This window comes from Terrisporobacter glycolicus ATCC 14880 = DSM 1288, assembly GCF_036812735.1.
Taxonomy (GTDB): Bacteria; Bacillota; Clostridia; order Peptostreptococcales; family Peptostreptococcaceae; genus Terrisporobacter; species Terrisporobacter glycolicus.
Genome location: NZ_CP117523.1, coordinates 820,835 through 839,231, shown reverse-complemented (window position 1 = coordinate 839,231; position 18,397 = coordinate 820,835). Strand labels below are relative to the sequence as shown.

Annotated in this window: 20 protein-coding genes; 9 read left to right on the top strand and 11 right to left on the bottom strand. The window is 27.5% G+C overall.

Going from position 1 to position 18,397, the window contains the following annotated elements; translation table 11 throughout:
* Positions 1–11 precede the first annotated feature (11 nt).
* Together TEGL_RS04245 and TEGL_RS04240 are read left to right on the top strand one after the other, a co-directional pair.
* The gene (locus TEGL_RS04245) at positions 12–1,010 is read left to right on the top strand and encodes a hypothetical protein (protein ID WP_018592851.1); all 999 of its coding nucleotides are present in this window, start codon (positions 12–14) and stop codon (positions 1,008–1,010) included.
* A 22-nt stretch (positions 1,011–1,032) separates the two neighbouring features.
* On the top strand, positions 1,033–1,494 hold the full coding sequence (locus TEGL_RS04240; RefSeq protein ID WP_018592850.1) for a DUF2628 domain-containing protein: 462 nt from the start codon (positions 1,033–1,035) through the stop codon (positions 1,492–1,494).
* Between the two features lie 44 nt (positions 1,495–1,538).
* On the opposite strand, the gene TEGL_RS04235 is transcribed toward TEGL_RS04240, so the two are convergent.
* The 5 genes from TEGL_RS04235 to rpsD form a co-directional block, all read right to left on the bottom strand.
* Complete coding sequence (locus TEGL_RS04235; protein ID WP_018592849.1) at positions 1,539–2,183, bottom strand: TetR/AcrR family transcriptional regulator; 645 nt, start codon at positions 2,181–2,183, stop codon at positions 1,539–1,541.
* Positions 2,184–2,192: 9 nt separating this feature from the next.
* On the bottom strand, positions 2,193–3,317 hold the full coding sequence (locus TEGL_RS04230; protein WP_018592848.1) for an ABC transporter permease: 1,125 nt from the start codon (positions 3,315–3,317) through the stop codon (positions 2,193–2,195).
* Positions 3,307–4,041, bottom strand: a complete 735-nt coding sequence (locus TEGL_RS04225) for an ABC transporter ATP-binding protein (protein WP_018592847.1) — start codon at positions 4,039–4,041, stop codon at positions 3,307–3,309. Before TEGL_RS04225 ends, TEGL_RS04230 begins: the two co-directional genes overlap by 11 nt.
* 120 nt (positions 4,042–4,161) lie before the next feature.
* Positions 4,162–4,467 carry a DUF1540 domain-containing protein gene (locus tag TEGL_RS04220; RefSeq protein ID WP_018592846.1) on the bottom strand — a complete coding sequence of 102 codons (306 nt, stop codon included), beginning with the start codon at positions 4,465–4,467 and terminating at the stop codon, positions 4,162–4,164.
* 117 nt (positions 4,468–4,584) lie between these two features.
* The gene (rpsD, locus tag TEGL_RS04215; RefSeq protein ID WP_018592845.1) at positions 4,585–5,178 is read right to left on the bottom strand and encodes a 30S ribosomal protein S4; all 594 of its coding nucleotides are present in this window, start codon (positions 5,176–5,178) and stop codon (positions 4,585–4,587) included.
* Between the two features lie 479 nt (positions 5,179–5,657).
* Here rpsD and TEGL_RS04210 point away from each other — a divergent pair, with 479 nt between their 5' ends.
* Both TEGL_RS04210 and TEGL_RS04205 read left to right on the top strand, forming a co-directional pair.
* A complete protein-coding gene (locus tag TEGL_RS04210; protein ID WP_018592844.1) occupies positions 5,658–5,954 on the top strand; it encodes a DUF2089 family protein in 297 nt (98 codons plus the stop codon).
* A 1-nt stretch (position 5,955) separates the two neighbouring features.
* Positions 5,956–6,291: a hypothetical protein gene (locus tag TEGL_RS04205; protein WP_018592843.1), complete on the top strand. Its 336-nt coding sequence runs from the start codon at positions 5,956–5,958 to the stop codon at positions 6,289–6,291.
* A gap of 95 nt (positions 6,292–6,386) precedes the next feature.
* Here TEGL_RS04205 and TEGL_RS04200 read toward each other — a convergent pair whose 3' ends face one another.
* Positions 6,387–7,187 (bottom strand): NAD(+)/NADH kinase, encoded by an 801-nt coding sequence (locus TEGL_RS04200; protein ID WP_018592842.1) that lies wholly within the window; start codon positions 7,185–7,187, stop codon positions 6,387–6,389.
* A 277-nt stretch (positions 7,188–7,464) separates the two neighbouring features.
* On the opposite strand from TEGL_RS04200, the gene TEGL_RS04195 reads away from it, so the two are divergent.
* From TEGL_RS04195 to TEGL_RS04185, 3 genes are all read left to right on the top strand, one after another.
* Complete coding sequence (locus TEGL_RS04195; protein ID WP_018592841.1) at positions 7,465–7,956, top strand: MarR family winged helix-turn-helix transcriptional regulator; 492 nt, start codon at positions 7,465–7,467, stop codon at positions 7,954–7,956.
* Positions 7,957–7,969: 13 nt separating this feature from the next.
* Positions 7,970–10,288: an MFS transporter gene (locus TEGL_RS04190; protein WP_018592840.1), complete on the top strand. Its 2,319-nt coding sequence runs from the start codon at positions 7,970–7,972 to the stop codon at positions 10,286–10,288.
* Between the two features lie 146 nt (positions 10,289–10,434).
* Positions 10,435–11,217, top strand: coding sequence for an SH3 domain-containing protein (locus TEGL_RS04185; RefSeq protein ID WP_018592839.1), 783 nt, complete (start codon positions 10,435–10,437; stop codon positions 11,215–11,217).
* A 69-nt stretch (positions 11,218–11,286) separates the two neighbouring features.
* Here the strand turns inward: TEGL_RS04185 and TEGL_RS04180 are convergent, their stop codons facing one another.
* The 3 genes from TEGL_RS04180 to TEGL_RS04170 are packed head-to-tail and all read right to left on the bottom strand — an operon-like array spanning position 11,287 to position 14,350.
* On the bottom strand, positions 11,287–11,649 hold the full coding sequence (locus TEGL_RS04180) for a DUF1667 domain-containing protein (protein WP_018592838.1): 363 nt from the start codon (positions 11,647–11,649) through the stop codon (positions 11,287–11,289).
* The gene (locus tag TEGL_RS04175) at positions 11,646–12,881 is read right to left on the bottom strand and encodes an NAD(P)/FAD-dependent oxidoreductase (RefSeq protein ID WP_018592837.1); all 1,236 of its coding nucleotides are present in this window, start codon (positions 12,879–12,881) and stop codon (positions 11,646–11,648) included. Before TEGL_RS04175 ends, TEGL_RS04180 begins: the two co-directional genes overlap by 4 nt.
* A complete protein-coding gene (locus TEGL_RS04170; protein ID WP_018592836.1) occupies positions 12,881–14,350 on the bottom strand; it encodes an NAD(P)/FAD-dependent oxidoreductase in 1,470 nt (489 codons plus the stop codon). Before TEGL_RS04170 ends, TEGL_RS04175 begins: the two co-directional genes overlap by 1 nt.
* Positions 14,351–14,565: 215 nt before the next feature.
* Between TEGL_RS04170 and TEGL_RS04165 the strand changes: the two genes are divergently transcribed.
* A complete protein-coding gene (locus tag TEGL_RS04165) occupies positions 14,566–15,501 on the top strand; it encodes an alpha/beta hydrolase (RefSeq protein WP_018592835.1) in 936 nt (311 codons plus the stop codon).
* A 149-nt stretch (positions 15,502–15,650) separates the two neighbouring features.
* Positions 15,651–16,592 (top strand): alpha/beta hydrolase, encoded by a 942-nt coding sequence (locus TEGL_RS04160; RefSeq protein ID WP_018592834.1) that lies wholly within the window; start codon positions 15,651–15,653, stop codon positions 16,590–16,592.
* Between the two features lie 69 nt (positions 16,593–16,661).
* On the opposite strand, the gene TEGL_RS04155 is transcribed toward TEGL_RS04160, so the two are convergent.
* Both TEGL_RS04155 and TEGL_RS04150 read right to left on the bottom strand, forming a co-directional pair.
* Positions 16,662–17,570 (bottom strand): DUF3185 family protein, encoded by a 909-nt coding sequence (locus TEGL_RS04155; RefSeq protein WP_018592833.1) that lies wholly within the window; start codon positions 17,568–17,570, stop codon positions 16,662–16,664.
* A 37-nt stretch (positions 17,571–17,607) separates the two neighbouring features.
* Positions 17,608–18,396: an HAD hydrolase family protein gene (locus TEGL_RS04150; RefSeq protein ID WP_018592832.1), complete on the bottom strand. Its 789-nt coding sequence runs from the start codon at positions 18,394–18,396 to the stop codon at positions 17,608–17,610.
* Position 18,397: the final 1 nt, after the last annotated feature.

Genomic DNA, 18,397 nt, shown 5'->3' with positions numbered 1-18,397 from the left:
GGAGGGATATTATGCCTTTTATAGATAAAACCTCTATCTTAGTTGAAAGTTCTATTAATAAAGGACTAACCTTATTTGAACTTGGTAAAAATATTGTCTCTACTAATATAGATACTGATTTAGATAATATAGGTTCACGTATATTATTTAACGGGGAGTACTCATTTATAGATATTTGGCTAGACATAGATGATAAGGATAATATTTATGGTATATTAAATGATAAAAAAGGAAAACTTCAAAATTTAATTATAACTAACGATAACGTCGATTTTAATACAATTATTAAATATGATTATAAAAATTTTTTTATAAAGTTTACTTATATAAAAGAAATAAACAATGAAAATCATATATTATATTACTCTATTAGCAAAGAATCCCCTTACTGTGCATATATAATTCACTTATATAAATCATCTAATGTTTGTAAAAAAACTAGAATCGATTTTATCAATTATAGCATATTAACTAACTTCGTTATTACTTATAATAACAACGTTCCAACCATATTTTACTTTAAATTAGTAAATCATCACGAGGAACTATTTTCATCTACATTTGATGAAAATCTTTATACATGGTCAACTCCTAAACAAATAACTAATTCTAAAAAAGATAAAATTTATTTATCTGCAATAAAAGATAATAAAGACAACTATCATATAGTTTTTGCAGAAAATAATAAAAATAGGTATTATTGTAAATACATACAAGTAAATTTTATGGATAATAATTTTACTATTTCATCAGAAAAATATATCAGTAAGAATTCCATGTGTGTATTTCCTAATTTAATTTCTACTTGTTCAAAAATATATATTCAATGGATTGAGTATTTCGATTTATATACCAGTGAATCTTTAGATTTCGGCAAATCATGGTCAAAGCCAAAATTAAATTATTCAGCATCAGATTTTCCTTTTCAAAGATATGAGTTTAGATCAAACAATAATATTTATAACACTTCTACTATCTACGCACTGAAAAATTACAGTATTATATTATAATATATTTTAAAGGAGATAAGTTATGCTTTGTAAGAACTGTGGATTTAAGTACGGTGAAGAATATAAATTCTGTCCTAAATGCAGCGAAAAAACAGATACGAATGATAAAGCAGAAAAAATAATAATTTTTAATTCTGATAATAAAAGTAGTAATGAAGAATATTATAGAAATGGTAAAATAGGTAATAGCATTTACGATGAGTTTGCTAATCTAAAGCCTTATTATCAACTAGAGTTCACAAAAATAAAAGATAATGATGAAACTTATAAAGGTAAGTTTAATTTCTTTCCTTTTTTATTCTCTTGGATTTGGATGCTAACTAAAAAAATGTATGTTGGAGCTGTAGTATATATTATTGTAGTTGGAGCCTTAACCAATTATGTCCATGGCATTTTTTCCTTACTCTTTGGAATACTAATGGGATTTAGAGCCAATTATATGTATTATAATTACTATACTAAGGGTACATATAAACTTTGGTAATTTATTTAAAGCAGTATATGTAAAATTTACATATACTGCTTTTATTAAGTTAAAGATTTTATTATATTTTGAATTACCATATTAATTTCTTTTTCATCATTCCACTGTAAAATAGGAAATAAAACAAACCTTGGTATTAAGAATCCTAAAATATTAGTTATAATAATTCTGAAAAATGTAATCTCATCCACATCTATAATTTCATTTTTCTCCTTAAGCTTCTTAATTAATTTTGTAAATACAGGATAGACATCAATTAAGAACATTTCCTTTATTTCCTCTTTTATATAATCTTGAGATATGATTTCCTGAATAATAATTCTAAATAATGGCGTTTCATCCTTTGCAAATTCATATCTATCTCTCACTATAACTTCAACAAAATTTTCCAATGTATTATAGTCTTTATCTAAAACACTAGATATAAATTCTTTTATAATTTTAGGTTTTATAAGTCTCATAAATGAAGGAATAAATATGGTATCTAACAAATCTCTCTTTGTTTTGTATTGCCTAAAAATTGTTCCTTCAGCTACTCCAGCTCTTTTTGCAATTTCTGCAGTTGATACTTTTTCATATCCTTTTTCACTAATAAGCTCTACGGCAGATATTAGAATATTTTCTTGTTTTTTTGTAAGTTTATTTTCTTTATTACCTTCTTCAATAATATAATTCATCCATTTACTCATTTTATCACCTTACCAAATTCTATGTTTTTTTAATGTCATTATATTTAATATTGCAAATACCACAGTAAATCCTATAAGCACTAATAAATCATTACTAATTTGTTGTAAGTTATAGCCACAAGTCATCACACCTCTTAGGGCATCACTTGCATAAGTTAATGGCATACATTTTGATAAAATTTGTAAAGGCTCTGCCATATTTCTTATGGAGAATAATCCACAGAAAAACACTTGAGGAACTATAACTATAGGTATAAATTGCATAACTTGAAGTTCGTTATGTGCATAGGATGATACAAACATTCCAAAACTTAGAGCACAAAGAGCTATTACTGTGCTTATCAACAAAATAAGACCTATGCTTCCGCCATTATATATTTTTAATATGCCAATGGAAAAAGCAGAGATTAATGCGGATTGAACTATAGTAAATATGCCAAACCCAATTAAGTATCCAAATACTATTTCATATCTTTTAATTGGAGTTGCTAAAAGTCTTTCTAACGTTCCTGTTGTACGCTCTCTTAAAAAACTTACTCCTGAAATTAAAAATACAAAGAAAAATATAAATAATCCTATTAAAAGTGGTCCTATATAATCTATTGTACTCATATCATTATCACCAAAATAATTGTCTGTTTCTATTTCTGTTGAATTTATATCTATAGAATCAACCTTACTGGCAAAATCCGTATTCATCATGCTAATCATAGGATTGCTTACTAAATCTTCAATTATTTTTTTATTATTTTCTCCTTTTTTAGTCATATAATCTTTGACTGCTTCTTGAATATTTTTATTTAACTGATTAATCACAGAATTATCAGCACCATTTAATAAAATATTAAGTTCTTTTTCGTCTCCATAAATATACGCATCTAGGTCTTTAGCTTCAAATTTACCTTCAGCTTCTTTTTTACTCATTATACTTATGTCATTATCTTTATGCATAGATGATAATATATTTTTTACATTAAAATTTTCCACACCTATATTTAATTTAGTATCTTCTTCAGTAAATACAAAACTCATTAAAGTTAAAACTAGCATAGGGGCTACAATTAATAATGCTAATGTTCTTTTGTCTCGTAAAAATTGTCTTATTATTCTACAAACCATAGCACTAATCCTCATACACATCGCCCCCTAATTTTAAAAATACCTCTTCTAAATTATTACATTCATTTTCTTTTATTATATTATCTGGTTCTCCTACACAAATACATCTTCCATTTCTAAGTAATGCTAATCTATCACAATAAGATGCCTCATCCATAACATGAGTGGTAATAAGAATAGTTACTCCATTTTCTTTTAATCTATATAATTCCTTCCAAATTTGTTTTCTAAGTAGGGGGTCCATTCCTACTGTAGGCTCATCTAAAATCAATATTTGCGGATTATGAATTAATGATATGGCAAGAGATAACCTTCTTTTCATACCTCCAGAAAAATTACTTACTATTTTCTTAGCATCTGCATTTAAATTTACTATCCCCAGGCATTTTTCAATTCTACTTTTTCTTTCTTTTTTAGGCACTTTATATAGTCTACAATAAAATTTCATATTTTCTTCTGCACTTAAGTCTGTATAAAGAGCATCTGCTTGAGCTGTATATCCTATACTTTCTATAGTTTCAGGATTAGGTACTTTTTTATTAAAAATAAGCACCTCACCTTTATCATTTTTTTCCATCCCCATAATAATTCTTATTAAAGTTGTTTTTCCTGCTCCTGAAGGTCCTAACAAACAAAATATTTCTCCATTTTCAATGTCAAAAGATACATCTTTCAGCACCTTTTGCTTTTTATATGATTTATTAATATTTTTTATTTTTATACAATAATGATCTTCCATATCTACCCTCCTAAAATGAGTGATTACTCACTTTATATAAAGATATCACAATTTATTCTCTATAGCAACAAAAAAGTCTATCTTAAATAGTTAAAAGATAGACTTTAGTTTGATTTAATTTTACTTACAAGTAAATGTATCACAAGATGCTTTATTCGCACCTATATTTACACTCTTAGCAGTACAATTTTTATTTTTGTTATATTTACATTTGCAAGCTTCACAACTTATATTGTGAGTATTAGTTCTTACAGAGTTCACACTATTTGTAAAAGAATTTGAATTTCTATCTACATATGAAGAGCAAGTAGTTCCATCAGTTGTAACTGCTTCTGTTCCTCTAATATTTATAGCTCCTGCGCTACACTCCATTCTTTGATTAAATGCACAATTTGTAGCATTACATTTTAAGTTTGTATTTTGCATTTTTTACCTCCTTAAATATATATTTCTTATTATTACCAACATAAAGAAAAATATTTAAGGCACTAAAAAAGACTCAAAAAGGCAGTCCAGTACCTTGTTGAGTCTTTTACTTACTTATTATTTCGAATAAAACTCTACTATTAGTATTTCATTTATTTCTATTGGTACCTCATTTCTTTCAGGCATTTTGATAAGTGTACCCGCAAAATTTTCTTCATCTTTTGCTAAATAAGGATATACTACTAGTGATCTTTCTTGGAAGTTAGTTTTAAACATTTCGTTGCTTCTAGATTTTTCTTTTAGAGAAACAGTATCCCCTACACTCACTGCACATGAAGGTATGTCCACTTTTTTCCCATTAACTAATATATGTCCATGCACAACCATTTGACGAGCTTGTCTTATAGAATTTGCAAGACCTAGTCTGTAAACTATATTGTCTAATCTACACTCTAACATTTGAATTAATACTGTACCTGTAGATTCCTTAGATTTTTCTGCTTTCTTGTAGTAATTTCTAAATTGCTTTTCTAGTACTCCATAATAAGCTCTGAGTCTTTGCTTTTCTAATAATTGATGTCCATAAGCCGAAAGCTTTTTATCCGCTCTAGAAGTTCCTTTCACCGCTCTATCCATCGCCTTAGGATGTCCACATACATTTAGTCCTAATCTTCTACATTGTTTAAATCTTGGTCCCATCATTTTTGCCATTGCTTTAATCTCCTTAAAAATTATTATTTGCCGCGATAATTTTTAAAGCCAAGATAATTATATCATCCAATAAGTTAATTGTAAATGATTTTCATTAACATCCGTTCCATCATTTATTCACTTCTCTTATTAAATAAATTTCTATATAGAAAAAGAATCTGGGTGCAGACTCCCAGATTCTTTTTTACAATTAAGAGTAATTTTTAAAAGTTAAAAAATCAATAGCAAAATATTTCACATAATATTAAGGTGTTTTTATGGCTTTTATTATAAATTTTTATTTTTCACTAAAAATCTTTTGTTTTTCAACTTTGATTATATTTTACCACAATGATATCGTTTTGTAAATGATAATTGTTATCATTTATTTATTTTTCTATTTTTTAATTTTATTTATTGTTTTTTAAGTTATATTTTAATATAATTAAAACATACTTTAATAATATTAAAGTACATCTTCATTATAAGGAGGATTAATTATGGATAATATTCCAAAGTGGCTAGAAAATTTAGACGATGAAGATATAAATTTTATTAAAAAATTTATCTTAGCTTCAGGATCTCTTAAGGAAATCGCAGGAATTTATAATGTCACTTATCCTACAGTTAGACTTAGACTTGATAAGCTTATACAAAAAATTGAATTAAATGATAAAACTCCTAGTGAACCATATATTTCTCTTATCAAGCAATTAGCTCTAAAGGATAAATTAGATTTTGAAACTGCAAAGCTTTTAATAAATGAATATAAAAAAATAAAGGATGTGGAAAAATAATATGAGTATGTCACCAGTTTTATTAGTGTCAAATAGTATTCTATTTTTAGGAATATTAGTTGGTATAGCTATTTTACAAATATTTTTATCAAGCAGGGAAAATAAAAATCTAGGATTAATACTACCTGGTATAAATTTCGTAGTGTCAATTTTAGTAGTATTAATTTATCTTTTAAATGCAACTTTGCTTGATGTTTCTATATTTATCGGAATTATTATTGTTTTTATAGCTTATAATATTCCTACAGTTATTCTTGTGGCAATTTACTATGCTTGCCGTAATAAATATAATAAGAAACATGATATAAATAAAATGAATATTCAAGATTTAGATTAATTTTAAATAAAAATAGACGCCATAATTTCAAATTATTTATGGTGTCTATTTACTATACTTATTTTAAAATACAAAATTACTTTATAAGTTTTAACTTATAAAAATTTCTCCGCTACCCTGTTCCAAAATTCATATCCATTTAGTCTTAATAGTTTTAATTTGTAATTAGATTTGTATATTTTAACTTCCTCAATTTGACTAAACTTATACTGCTTACCATCTATTACAATAAGAATAGAATTTTCAAAATCATATTCTGGGCTTATGGATATAACTGACGTTGTTGGCAGTATAATACTTGATGTGAATGATCTATATGCATTTGTGTTCATTGGTGCAATAGGTGTTAGTTGAATTAAATCAAGTTTAGGATCAACTATACTTCCCCCTGCTGAATAATTGTATGCAGTTGAGCCCATTGGTGTTGATATAAGCATACCATCTCCACTAAAATGCTCTATCTTTATTCCATCCACTTGTAAGTCTAGGTGTACTGTTCTTGATTGAATATTTTTTATTACAATTTCATTTATAGCATTTATATTTATACATTTTTTCTTAGTAACTATACTTGCTTCTATGGTATACACTTGCTGTATGGAATATTCTTTATTTATGTATCTATTTATAAATTCATTGATTTTGCCTGGTGAAAGCTCTGCAAAAAAACCTAAATGTCCGGTATTTATAGCTATTACTGGAACTTCAATAAAATCAAATTTATGTATTGTCTTTAAAAAAGATCCATCTCCTCCTATTGATATTAACAGCTCTGTTTCTTTTTCTATTTTTTCACTTACTTTAAAACCTGCTTTAGTTAATTCGTCTACTAAAATTTCTTTAGTTTCTATTGATTTTGGTAAATCATTATAAGAAATTGTAATTACGCCTTTCATTTCATTTCCTTCCTAAATACTGATTATAATTTTATTTTGTATTTATCTACTCATAAAAATCCAATTAAAATTTGTCTTGTCTATAGTATAGTAAATAATATTATAACCTAATTTTTGTTTTTTCACTAATTCTTCTTATTTTAAATATTGTTTCAAATATATTTGTTATTTTATTATTGTAAAATCCAACATTCTTAGTTGCAAAAGCAACTATATGATCATACTATAAAATTATAGTTGTAAAAGCAACTACATTAAAACAAATAAGGAGATGAATATGTTTGAACATAAAGCCGTAGGATTAAATATTTTTATAATTGATAAATACTTTAAAATGTATTTAAAAAAATCACTTAAAAAGTACGACTTAAATACTGCTGAAGGATTAGTTTTGCTCGTTTTTTTTAAACATAATAATAAAATGTCTCAAAATGACCTTGATGAAATTCACAGTGGTAAAGAAGGAAAAACACAAGACGAAATTATATCAGAGTTACACTATGACAAAGGTGTTATGACAAGGACTATGCAGTCACTTGAAGGTAAAAAATATGTTACAAGAAAAAATAACACAGAAGATAGTCGTTCATACATTTTTGAATTAACAGAAAAAGCTATTCATTTAAGACCTGATTTATTAGACATTTTAAGTGAATGGAATGATATCTTATTACAAGGAATTGATAAGGAGTTAGCGGATTTAATAAAGTCCCAACTTGATAAAATGGTTGACAATGTAATTAAAGACTTGTCTTTGCCCAAAAAATAGGAGGGGAATAACTATGACCAAAACAAAAAAAGACTCAAAATATCTTTTAGTTATGATAATTTATTTATCTGGAATATTTATGGGTGCAATTGATACTGGAATTGTTACTCCAGCTAGAACAGTCATACAAAATAATTTAGGTGTAAATGATCAAACAGGAATATGGATGATAACCATTTATACCTTAGCTTATGCAGTAAGTATACCCATTATGGGAAAACTAGCCGATAAATATGGTCGAAAATATATTTATCTCACTAGTATATTCTTATTCGGTATTGGTTCCATATTTTGTGGATTATCTCAAGACTTGGGCAGTTTTAATTTATTACTTATAGCAAGAGTTGTTCAGGCCTTAGGTGGCGGTGGTATTTTACCTGTAGCTACTGCTGAGTTTGGAACTACTTTCCCAGAAGAAAAACGCGGTCTAGCCTTAGGGCTTGTAGGTGGTGTCTATGGAATAGCCAATATATTTGGAGCATCTGCTGGAAGTGCCGTACTAGACATATTTGGGACCAATAATTGGCAATTTATATTCTATATCAACATCCCTATTACTATCTTCATATTAATTGCAGGATTTACCACACTAAAAAATACAAAAATATCTGACACAAGTAAAATCGACTTTTCAGGTATATTTATATTAACCATCATGATTTTATCTCTTTTATATAGCTTGAAAAATTTAGACTTTTTCAATATATCTTCTACTATTACTAATACAGACGTATTACCTTTCTTAATAACATTCTTAGTACTTATCCCATTATTTATTTTTATAGAAAAAAAATCAGAAGATCCTGTAATGAACTTAAATTATTTTACTGACAAAAACATTGTTTTAACTTTATTAATTTCCATGCTAACGGGAGTTATTATTATGGGAATGATTTTCGTTCCTCAATTTTGTGAAAACACTATGAAGGTTGCTACTGGTAGCGGTGGTTATTTTGTAATAATATTAGGACTTTTTGCAGGTGTTGGAGCTCCTGTATCTGGTAAATTAATTGATAAATTTGGAGCAAAACTTATTTTAGAATTTGGTTTTCTTATTTCCATAGCAGGTTCTTTATTTTTATCATTTGTAGCTACTTCACATCCATCAACTTTGACTGTAGTTATTAGTTTAATCCTTATTGGTATAGGTGTTGGCTTTACTATGGGAACTCCTTTAAATTATATGATGTTATCTCATACTAAAGAAAGTGAATCAAACTCTGCCCTTGCAACACTTTCACTAGTTCGTTCCTTAGGTACTGCTGTAGCTCCAGCTATTATGGTAGGTTTTATTGCTCATGCTGGAGCTAATATTCAGGATGAAATAATGAAAAATTTGCCTAATACAATAACTATTCCAAAATTACCTTATGCTAATGAAATAACAAAGGAATTTAATGACTTAAAGTCAAATTCTCAAATGAAAGATAAGCTAAAAAATATGGATATGCCTGATCTTGTATCTATGGAAACAGTTAAAATTGATTTTGATGATAATAATTCTGACTATAAAGTTTCTGATAATGTAGTTGAACTGATGAAAACTTCTGACGTTACTACTATAACTAACAACTCTAAAATCATGGCAAAAACTATGTTCCATGAAATGACTCTATCAGTAATTAAAGATATTCAAAATAATGTTCAAAAAGGAATTGATGGTGTAGATAAAGGTGTTGTATCAATAGAAAGTTCTATATCAAAATTAAATGATGGGTACAACAAATTAAGTACTGCTTATACGAAGGTGAATGCTGGTTATAATAAATTAAATTCCGCTTATACTCAAGTAAATTCTGCTTATATTAAAATGAATGAATCATATATTAAAGCAAATAATGCTATGAAGTTAGCAATGAGAAATACTGATAATAAGCAAGAAAATATGAATCAAATGGGTGGTGATACTGCTTCAATGGCATCTAAACTTAAGGCTATGAAAACTCAAGTAGATACCATGAAAACAAAAGTAAATACTATGAAATCTCAAGTGGACACTATGAAAGTACAGGCAAACAATATAAAATCTCAGCTTAGATCCATGAACACTGCATTAACATCAATGAAGGAAACATTAAATTCTATGAAATCCTTAGAAGATAAGATGATTATTTTAAAAAACTCTGTACCTAATGCCTTTGATGAAGGAGAAAAAGCTTATCTGAAAGAAATTGACAACAGAAGTGATCAAATTGAAAATACATTCCAAAAAATTCTTAACATAGGATTTAAAAATGTTTATTTAACAACAGGTATTTCATCTATTATAGGACTATTATTATTACTTTTTTATAAAAATAAACCTATAATTAATAATAGAAAATCTAATTAACTGTTACTATTTGTTTCTTTTCCTAGTTCATATAGTTACTATTAGTTTACAATCTAACCATTTTTTATCTACACCCTTATTTTAGTGTTAAAATTATATTGTTTAAAATAATAACAAATCTAATAAGTTTAGAGGGGGTACTTGAAATGAAATACAATGTATTAAAAAAATTTATGGTAACTGGATTAGCTTCTATGCTTTGTTTAGGCGGAGTATCTATGGCAGATTTGTCAAACTATAACAGTAACACTGTTACAAACGTTTATGCTGCCACAATTAAAGACAGTGTTTTAAACGCAACTGGTACAATAAATAGTAATGTATCTATGAGAAAAGGTCCTGGCACTAGCTATACTAGACTTAATACTTTGAAAAAAGGTACTAAAGTTACAATAGTAGCTAAATCATCTAATAATTGGTTCAAAATTAAAAACAATAAAGGTTATGCTTATGTTTACAGTCAATATGTAACAATAAAATCTAGTAATGATAAAAAAGAAGATGTAGCTTACTCTGCAACTGGCATAGCTAAAAGTGCTGTATATGTAAGAAAAGGTGCTTCTACTAATTATGCTAAACTAGGAACTTTAAATAAAAATACGAAAGTTGCAATAGTAGCTAAGTCTTCTAATAATTGGTACAAAATTAAATTTAATAATGGATACGGATATGTTTGTGGCCAATATATAAATATTACTAATAACAATGACAACAAAGAAGATAAATACCCTCAAACTGGTGTTGTAAATCATGCTGTATATGTTAGAAAAGGCGCATCTACAAAGTACACTAAATTAGGCATTTTAAACAAAAATACTAAGGTAACTATATTATCTAAAACTACTTATGGTTGGTACAAAGTCCAATACAAAAATGGAACTGGCTACGTTTATAACCAATATATAGATGTTAATTCTACTCAAAAATAATATACAATAAAGTTTTCATTATAAAAATAGGATTCCTAATACAATAGGAATCCTATTTTTATCTTATTATTATACTAAATCAATATTTTTTGTAGCGATAAGATCTACGTCTAAGTTTAAAATATTTGATTTTATTACATCACCTATTTTTACAGGTGCATTGACTTTAATATTTTTAATCTCATCCATTACATCAAATATTTTGTTTTTTGATATACTGTTACTTAGTCTAACGCTTACAATTTCCAAATCACCATTTATTACTTTAACTGAAGTGGCTATGTTTCTTTGCGGATTAGCTAGTTCTTGATTTACATATTCTTTTCCTTTTTTGCAAGTAGCTCCTTCAATTTTAATTATTTTATCATTGTCTAAGTCTACCTCTATTTCACAACCATTAGGGCAAACTATACAAGTAAATATTTTTTTCATTTTACTACCACCTTCAAATCTGCTTTTGACTTTATATTATCCTTCTTAATTTCAATTTGAATCATTTCTGCTGGAATAGCTTTTTTCATTTTCATAGTTCTTACAATATTATCGTCTTGCAATATTTCTATTACAGCATCTTTAATTGGTTTTCTAACTCTCATAGATAAAATAAAATCATTTTCTCCACTAATTTTTTGAGGTATTGTATGACCTATATTATTATCTTTTATTATATTTATTTCACACTTTGGAAGCTTGTTATTATTTATATAATTTGCTACTGATATAGCCAGTCTTTCTCCTTCCAAAGAAACAAAATCAACTAAATCATGAACATGAAGAACATTTCCTGCTACAAAAATTCCATCTACACTTGTTTCATAATTTTCATTTACAATAGGTCCCTTTGTATTATTATCTAACTCAACTCCAGCTTTTAAAGATAATTCATTTTCTGGAATTAATCCTACTGATAATATTAAAGTATCACAGTCGTAATTTTTTTGTGTACCTTCAATTATTTGCATGTTTTCATCTACTTCACTTACGCTTATTCCTTCGATTCTTGATTTACCTTTAATCTTAGTAACTGTATGACTTAGATACAAAGGAATATTGTAATCATCTAAACATTGCGAGATATTTCTAGGAAGTCCACTTGCATAAGGTAGTATCTCAAATACAGCTTCAACTTTTGCCCCTTCTAAAGTCATACGTCTTGCCATTATTAAACCTATATCACCAGACCCTAAAATAATAACTTTTTTGCCTACCATAGTATTTTGTAAATTTATATAAGATTGAGACACCCCTGCAGTGTATACCCCCGCCGGTCTACTACCAGGAATACTTATGGCACCTCTAGTTCTTTCTCTACACCCCATAGTCAAAATAACAGCTTTAGCTTCATACTCCAATAGTCCATTTTTATTTACAGCAATTACTTTTTTATCATGAGTCAAATCTATTACAGTAGTATCCACAATACTCTCAATATCTTTTTGCTTTGCTTCATCGATAAATCTTTGTGCATATTCTGGCCCACTTAAAGTTTCTTTAAATCTAGTTAATCCAAAGCCATCATGAATACATTGTCTAAGGATTCCTCCTAGCTTTTTCTCTCTTTCAATTATTACTATATCTTCTATTCCACATTCTTTTAGTTTTACAGCAGCTGCTAGGCCTGCTGGGCCTCCACCTATTATTATTGCATCTTTTTTTATAGACATTATACTCTCACCTTCCCAGTAAACATATTTGAATCTTTTCTACAGTAGAGTATTTCTTCTTCCTTTTTGTTTTTTTCTTCTTTAATTAAATTTGATATTCTTGTTTGGCAATATCCACCTTGACATCTTCCCATCATTGCACGAGTTCTGTATTTTATTCCTGTTAAAGTTTCCACCCCCAAAGGATTATTAATAGCTTCTAATATTTCAGCCTTTGTTATAGTTTCACATCTACAGATTACTTCTCCGTAATTTTCATCTTCTTCAATCAATTTTCTTTTTGTTTCTAAAGGTTGATCGTTGAAACATGTAATTCCTTTTCTATATTTATTAAAATTTGGATTTTCTTCAAGAGATTCTTTTTGTGACAATAAACTTACTACATATTTTGCAATAGGTACTGCGCTTGTAAGTCCCGGTGATTCTATTCCTGTTAAGTTTATCAAGTTTGGTATATCATCTCTTAATTCTATTTTAAAGTCATCATATCCACCTTGATCTTTTCCTACTAATTTAGGTCTAATTCCTGAGAAGTTTCTTATAAAATGCTCTTTTTTAATATGTGGAAAAATTCTTCCTCCATCTTTTATTAATAAATCCATAACATCTTTTGTTACGGAATAATCATCTTTTTCATCTATATATTCGCTACTTGGTCCAATAAATACATTTCCATCAATTGAAGGCGTCAAATGTATTCCTAGTCCTCCTGCCTTAGGGTTTGGCACTGGATATGCAGGCATATTTAAAAATTGTCCTACCTTTTGATCTAATATAAAATATTCTCCTCTACAAGGATGTATAGTGTATTCTTTAATTCCCAACATTTTACCGATTTTGTCACTATTTAATCCTGCAGAGTTTATAATCCATCTAGATTTATAAATTCCTTTATTTGTTTTAATTTCATAAATATCTTTATCTTCACATAATTCTTTTTTTATATTCAAAACTTCATTGCCTAGGAAATAATTAACCCCATTTTCAACAGCATTTTCTGCCATGGCAATCGTATAAATAAACGGATTTAAAATTCCAGTACTTGGAGAATATAATGCAAATTCCCCTTCTATAAATGGTGATAATTCTTTAATCCTGTCTTTGTTGATAATCTCTAGGCCAGCAACATTATTTGCTTCACCTTGTTCTTTCATTTTTATTAGCTTTTCTTTATCATCATCTGTAAAGCCAACTACCAATTTTCCGCTTCTTTTAAAAGGGATATCAAGTTCATTAGCAACCTCATCAAATTTTTGATTTCCTTCTACACAAAATTTTGCCATTAAAGTACCTGGTTTATTATTAAATCCTGCATGCAAAACACCAGAATTTCTTCCACTAGTTTCGCAGCATACATCTAACTCTTTCTCTAGTACACAGGTACTTAAATTATACTTTGAAAGTTCCCTCGCAATGGAACTTCCTACGACTCCTCCTCCAATAATTAAAACGTCATATGTACTCTTCACTTTATTCCCCCCATTTTTAACTTATTGATATAAGTGTATCACAATTTTATTTTTAGTCTTTATAGTTTAATCATTTTTTATATATTAGAAAAATAGTTAGTTTTAATCACAATATCAATTAAATTTATTTTGCTTGATAAAACATGGTATCATTACTACAATTAACTATATATTCAGATTCATTATTTTATAATTTCAAGGTGGGACAATATATTATGAAAAAATTAAAAAAATTTTTATTATCAATTCTAGTTGTAATCTTAATTGCAGGTATTAGCATTGGTACTTTTGTTGGTAATTTACTTTATAATGTAGTAATAAGCGCTGATTCTCCTAAAAACGCAATTTATGCTGATTATACATATAAACGCTCATATGATAATGAAAACTGGTTAATTAAAAAATCTAATTATAAAGATAAATATATAACTTCTTTCGACAATTTAAAATTACATTCATACGTAGTTAAACAACCTAAAAAAACATCAAAATGGGCTATTGTTGTTCATGGATATGGAGAAGAGGGAAAGTTTATTAGTAGAAAAGCTCTTCGCTTTTACGAAATGGGGTATAATGTTCTAATACCAGATTTAAGAGGTAATGGACAAAGCCAAGGAAGTTATATAGGAATGGGTTGGGATGATAGGATAGACATAATCACTTGGATTAACAGTATAACAAAGGATGACAATAAATCTGAGATAGTACTTTATGGTACATCTATGGGTGGTGCCACTGTTTTAATGACTTCTGGAGAGGATTTGCCGTCTAATGTTAAAGCTATAATATCTGATTGTGCTTACACTTCTGTATATGATATTTTTGATTATGAAATAGCAAGTTACTCTAATACTTCTTCCTTTCCAATAATTGATTTTACTAATATGGTAACTTTAATAAGAGCTGGATATTCTTTAAAAAATGCCTCTGCCATTGATTCAGTAAAAAAATCCAAAACACCTATTCTTTATCTTCACGGTGATAAGGATAAATTTGTTCCTATTTCTATGATGGATGAATTATACAACGCTACTAGCTCTGAAAAGAAAAAGGTAAGTATAAAAGATGGTCAACATAGCAATTCAGATTTAGCTCAACCTGACTTTTATTGGTCAACTATTAGTAAATTTTTAAAAGAATATATTAAATAATAAATTACTTAACCTAAAAATACTGTTGAAAATTTTAATTTCAGCAATATTTTTAGGTTTTTTAGTTTTATTTACATATATTTAGTATTTCAAAGTATTCATTTTTATGGTAGTATATTTTCTAGGTTTAAAACACAAGGAGATTGAATATGACTAAAAAGAAAAAAATAATAATAAGTTTAATAGCAATGCTATTATTAATAACTGTTGGCACAGGCGCTTTTATAGGGAATTATTTTTATGACCTAGCTATTAATCCATCTACATCAAAGGATATGATATTTGGTGATGATGACGATGAAGGGGAGATAAAAGAAGATGTTAATTGGCTAATAAACGATTCGAATTATAATGATAAATATATAAATTCTTTTGACAATCTTAAACTACATTCTTATGAAATAAAAAATAAAATTGAAACTAATAAATGGGCAATTGTAGTTCATGGTTATACTTCTGAAGGTGAAACTGTAAGCTCTAAGGCTAAACATTTTCATGATATGGGATATAATGTTCTAGTACCGGATTTAAGAGCCCATGGAAAAAGTGAAGGTCATTATATTGGAATGGGCTGGGATGATAGACTTGATATAATTAACTGGATTAATATCATAGTTAAAGATAATCCAAATTCTGAAATAATTTTACATGGTACATCTATGGGAGCTGCTACTGTTTTATCTACTTCAGGAGAAAGTCTGCCTTCTAATATTAAAGCTATTATTGCAGATTGTAGCTATACTTCAGTTTGGGATGAGTTTACTTATCAATTAAAAGCTTTATTTGATTTGCCATCCTTTCCTGTAATGAATCTTTCTAATATAGTTACAATGATTAAAGCTGGATACTCCCTTAAAGAAGCTTCTCCAATTAAGCAAGTAGCTAAATCAAAAACTCCAATTCTTTATATTCATGGAGACAAAGATGATTTTGTTCCATATTATATGATGGATCAGCTTTACAATGCTACAAGTTCACAAAAAAGCAAACTTACCATAAAAAATGCTGCCCACGGAAAAGCTGCTTTAGTTAATCCAAACCTTTACTGGAATACAGTAAGTGATTTTTTAGATAAATATATAGTTAAATAACAAAAGTAATACTCATAGTATTAAAAAGGAACTGTTATATTAAAAATTAACATACAACAGTTCCTTTTATTATTTATTTATGTCTTCTCTTATGTCCTTACCTTCATGTTGCATTTTCAACCCTGTCTCAATTTGTAGATTCATATCTTTAATGGATATATCATCATATCCAACTCCCATAATAGCTATAGGGTAAACTATATTTTTCAATGTAGCTCCTGGCTTAATTACTTTAGGCAAATTTTTAGTATATTCACTGTGTATAACCTCAGAGTCCATGTCATCTTCTATAAGAAATTCATATTCCCACTCACCATCTTTTAATTTATCTGATGATACAATAGTATTAAAACTACACAGATCACTAAAACTTCTATTTTCATTAACAAGCTTTAATGGCTTTTTTCCCTCATATCTTAAATCAAAGTCCATAATGGTACACTGCGATTCATCATCTCCAACACACGACCCATTATCCTTCTCTATTTTATTTATAGTCATATACACTTTTTCATTACCATGGGATTTATCATCACATTCATATAGTAAAAATTCTTTTCCAATTTTAATTGGTTCATTAAGTTTTCTATATCCAAAGGCAAATTTATCAGATATAATATCCCCTAAAAATATAAATATACCAAATAATAGAATTCCTGTAATAATTATAATTCTATTATTTTTACTCATGGTACTGTTTTTAACAAGAAAAATCAAATTAATTAGTAAATATACTGTAGTAAATAAAATTCCTATTGCATACATGCCCATGGATATAAGTCCAAGCTCTTCATTTATCAATTGCATTATTATTGCAACAATACCAAGGATAACGTTTAGTACACCTTGATTTTTCATCTTGTTAAAAAATCTTTTTTTATTTTCATGTCCCGAAGAGTTTCTAGCTACTATCCCCACTGTAAATAATGCTATACCAATAACTAGCTGCATAATACTCATTATTAAAATAAAATTCATTTTTCCCTCCCTATACTAAATCCATGATACTTTAAACTTATAATGATATTTTTTTCAATAAATTTATAAGTACTTCTTCTGTTCCTTTTATACCCTCTTCCATACTTCTAATAAATTCCCCTTCTATATCATTAGTGTTTATATCTCCATGTTTTAGAACATAAGCATTATCAGTTATATTTAGCATTCCTCTATCCATATTAGAGTCACCAATAACTGCAAAACTTTCTATATTTTCAACTTTGCAAATATACTCAATTGCACTTTCTTTTGTAATTCCTTTTGGTAAGAAATATATTTTCCTGCCGCTAACATAATAAATCCAATTTTTATTATTTAATATACTTATATAAGTATATATACTCATTATGTCAAATTCTTTAAAGTCTACAACAATGTAAAAAAATAGATTTTCTGCTACTCTAAAATTCGTAATACCATTCATTTTTATATAAGGTTCAAATAGATCTAACATTACATCAATAGATTCAGATGATTTTTTTATTTTTTCTACTTCTTCCTGCCAACCTAAAAGTGGTCTATTATTTTTTAATATATGTCCTCCATTACTAGTAATTGCATAGTCAAAATTTATATTATATTTATTAAAATTAATTCTTTCAAACTGCTCCCTTGTTCTTGTTGTTGTTGGTATAAATAAAGTATTTTCATTTATTGTTTTTAAAATTTCCATTGTTTTTAAAGATACGTAAGATATCTCTTTATTATCTTTTAGTTCTATACATTCATAAGAGTTTTGACTTATATCTTTTAAAAACTTACTTGAATAAATTATGCTTCTATCTAAATCTGAAAAAATAACCATC

Excerpts from the sequence above, each read along its gene's own strand:
- TEGL_RS04245 (WP_018592851.1), top strand. The coding sequence starts at position 12 with ATGCCTTTTATAGATAAAACCTCTATCTTAGTTGAAAGTTCTATTAAT.
- TEGL_RS04240 (WP_018592850.1), top strand. The coding sequence starts at position 1,033 with ATGCTTTGTAAGAACTGTGGATTTAAGTACGGTGAAGAATATAAATTC.
- TEGL_RS04235 (WP_018592849.1), bottom strand. The coding sequence starts at position 2,183 with ATGAGTAAATGGATGAATTATATTATTGAAGAAGGTAATAAAGAAAAT.
- TEGL_RS04230 (WP_018592848.1), bottom strand. The coding sequence starts at position 3,317 with ATGAGGATTAGTGCTATGGTTTGTAGAATAATAAGACAATTTTTACGA.
- TEGL_RS04225 (WP_018592847.1), bottom strand. The coding sequence starts at position 4,041 with ATGGAAGATCATTATTGTATAAAAATAAAAAATATTAATAAATCATAT.
- TEGL_RS04220 (WP_018592846.1), bottom strand. The coding sequence starts at position 4,467 with ATGCAAAATACAAACTTAAAATGTAATGCTACAAATTGTGCATTTAAT.
- rpsD (WP_018592845.1), bottom strand. The coding sequence starts at position 5,178 with ATGGCAAAAATGATGGGACCAAGATTTAAACAATGTAGAAGATTAGGA.
- TEGL_RS04210 (WP_018592844.1), top strand. The coding sequence starts at position 5,658 with ATGGATAATATTCCAAAGTGGCTAGAAAATTTAGACGATGAAGATATA.
- TEGL_RS04205 (WP_018592843.1), top strand. The coding sequence starts at position 5,956 with ATGAGTATGTCACCAGTTTTATTAGTGTCAAATAGTATTCTATTTTTA.
- TEGL_RS04200 (WP_018592842.1), bottom strand. The coding sequence starts at position 7,187 with ATGAAAGGCGTAATTACAATTTCTTATAATGATTTACCAAAATCAATA.
- TEGL_RS04195 (WP_018592841.1), top strand. The coding sequence starts at position 7,465 with ATGTTTGAACATAAAGCCGTAGGATTAAATATTTTTATAATTGATAAA.
- TEGL_RS04190 (WP_018592840.1), top strand. The coding sequence starts at position 7,970 with ATGACCAAAACAAAAAAAGACTCAAAATATCTTTTAGTTATGATAATT.
- TEGL_RS04185 (WP_018592839.1), top strand. The coding sequence starts at position 10,435 with ATGAAATACAATGTATTAAAAAAATTTATGGTAACTGGATTAGCTTCT.
- TEGL_RS04180 (WP_018592838.1), bottom strand. The coding sequence starts at position 11,649 with ATGAAAAAAATATTTACTTGTATAGTTTGCCCTAATGGTTGTGAAATA.
- TEGL_RS04175 (WP_018592837.1), bottom strand. The coding sequence starts at position 12,881 with ATGTCTATAAAAAAAGATGCAATAATAATAGGTGGAGGCCCAGCAGGC.
- TEGL_RS04165 (WP_018592835.1), top strand. The coding sequence starts at position 14,566 with ATGAAAAAATTAAAAAAATTTTTATTATCAATTCTAGTTGTAATCTTA.
- TEGL_RS04160 (WP_018592834.1), top strand. The coding sequence starts at position 15,651 with ATGACTAAAAAGAAAAAAATAATAATAAGTTTAATAGCAATGCTATTA.
- TEGL_RS04155 (WP_018592833.1), bottom strand. The coding sequence starts at position 17,570 with ATGAATTTTATTTTAATAATGAGTATTATGCAGCTAGTTATTGGTATA.
- TEGL_RS04150 (WP_018592832.1), bottom strand. The coding sequence starts at position 18,396 with ATGGTTATTTTTTCAGATTTAGATAGAAGCATAATTTATTCAAGTAAG.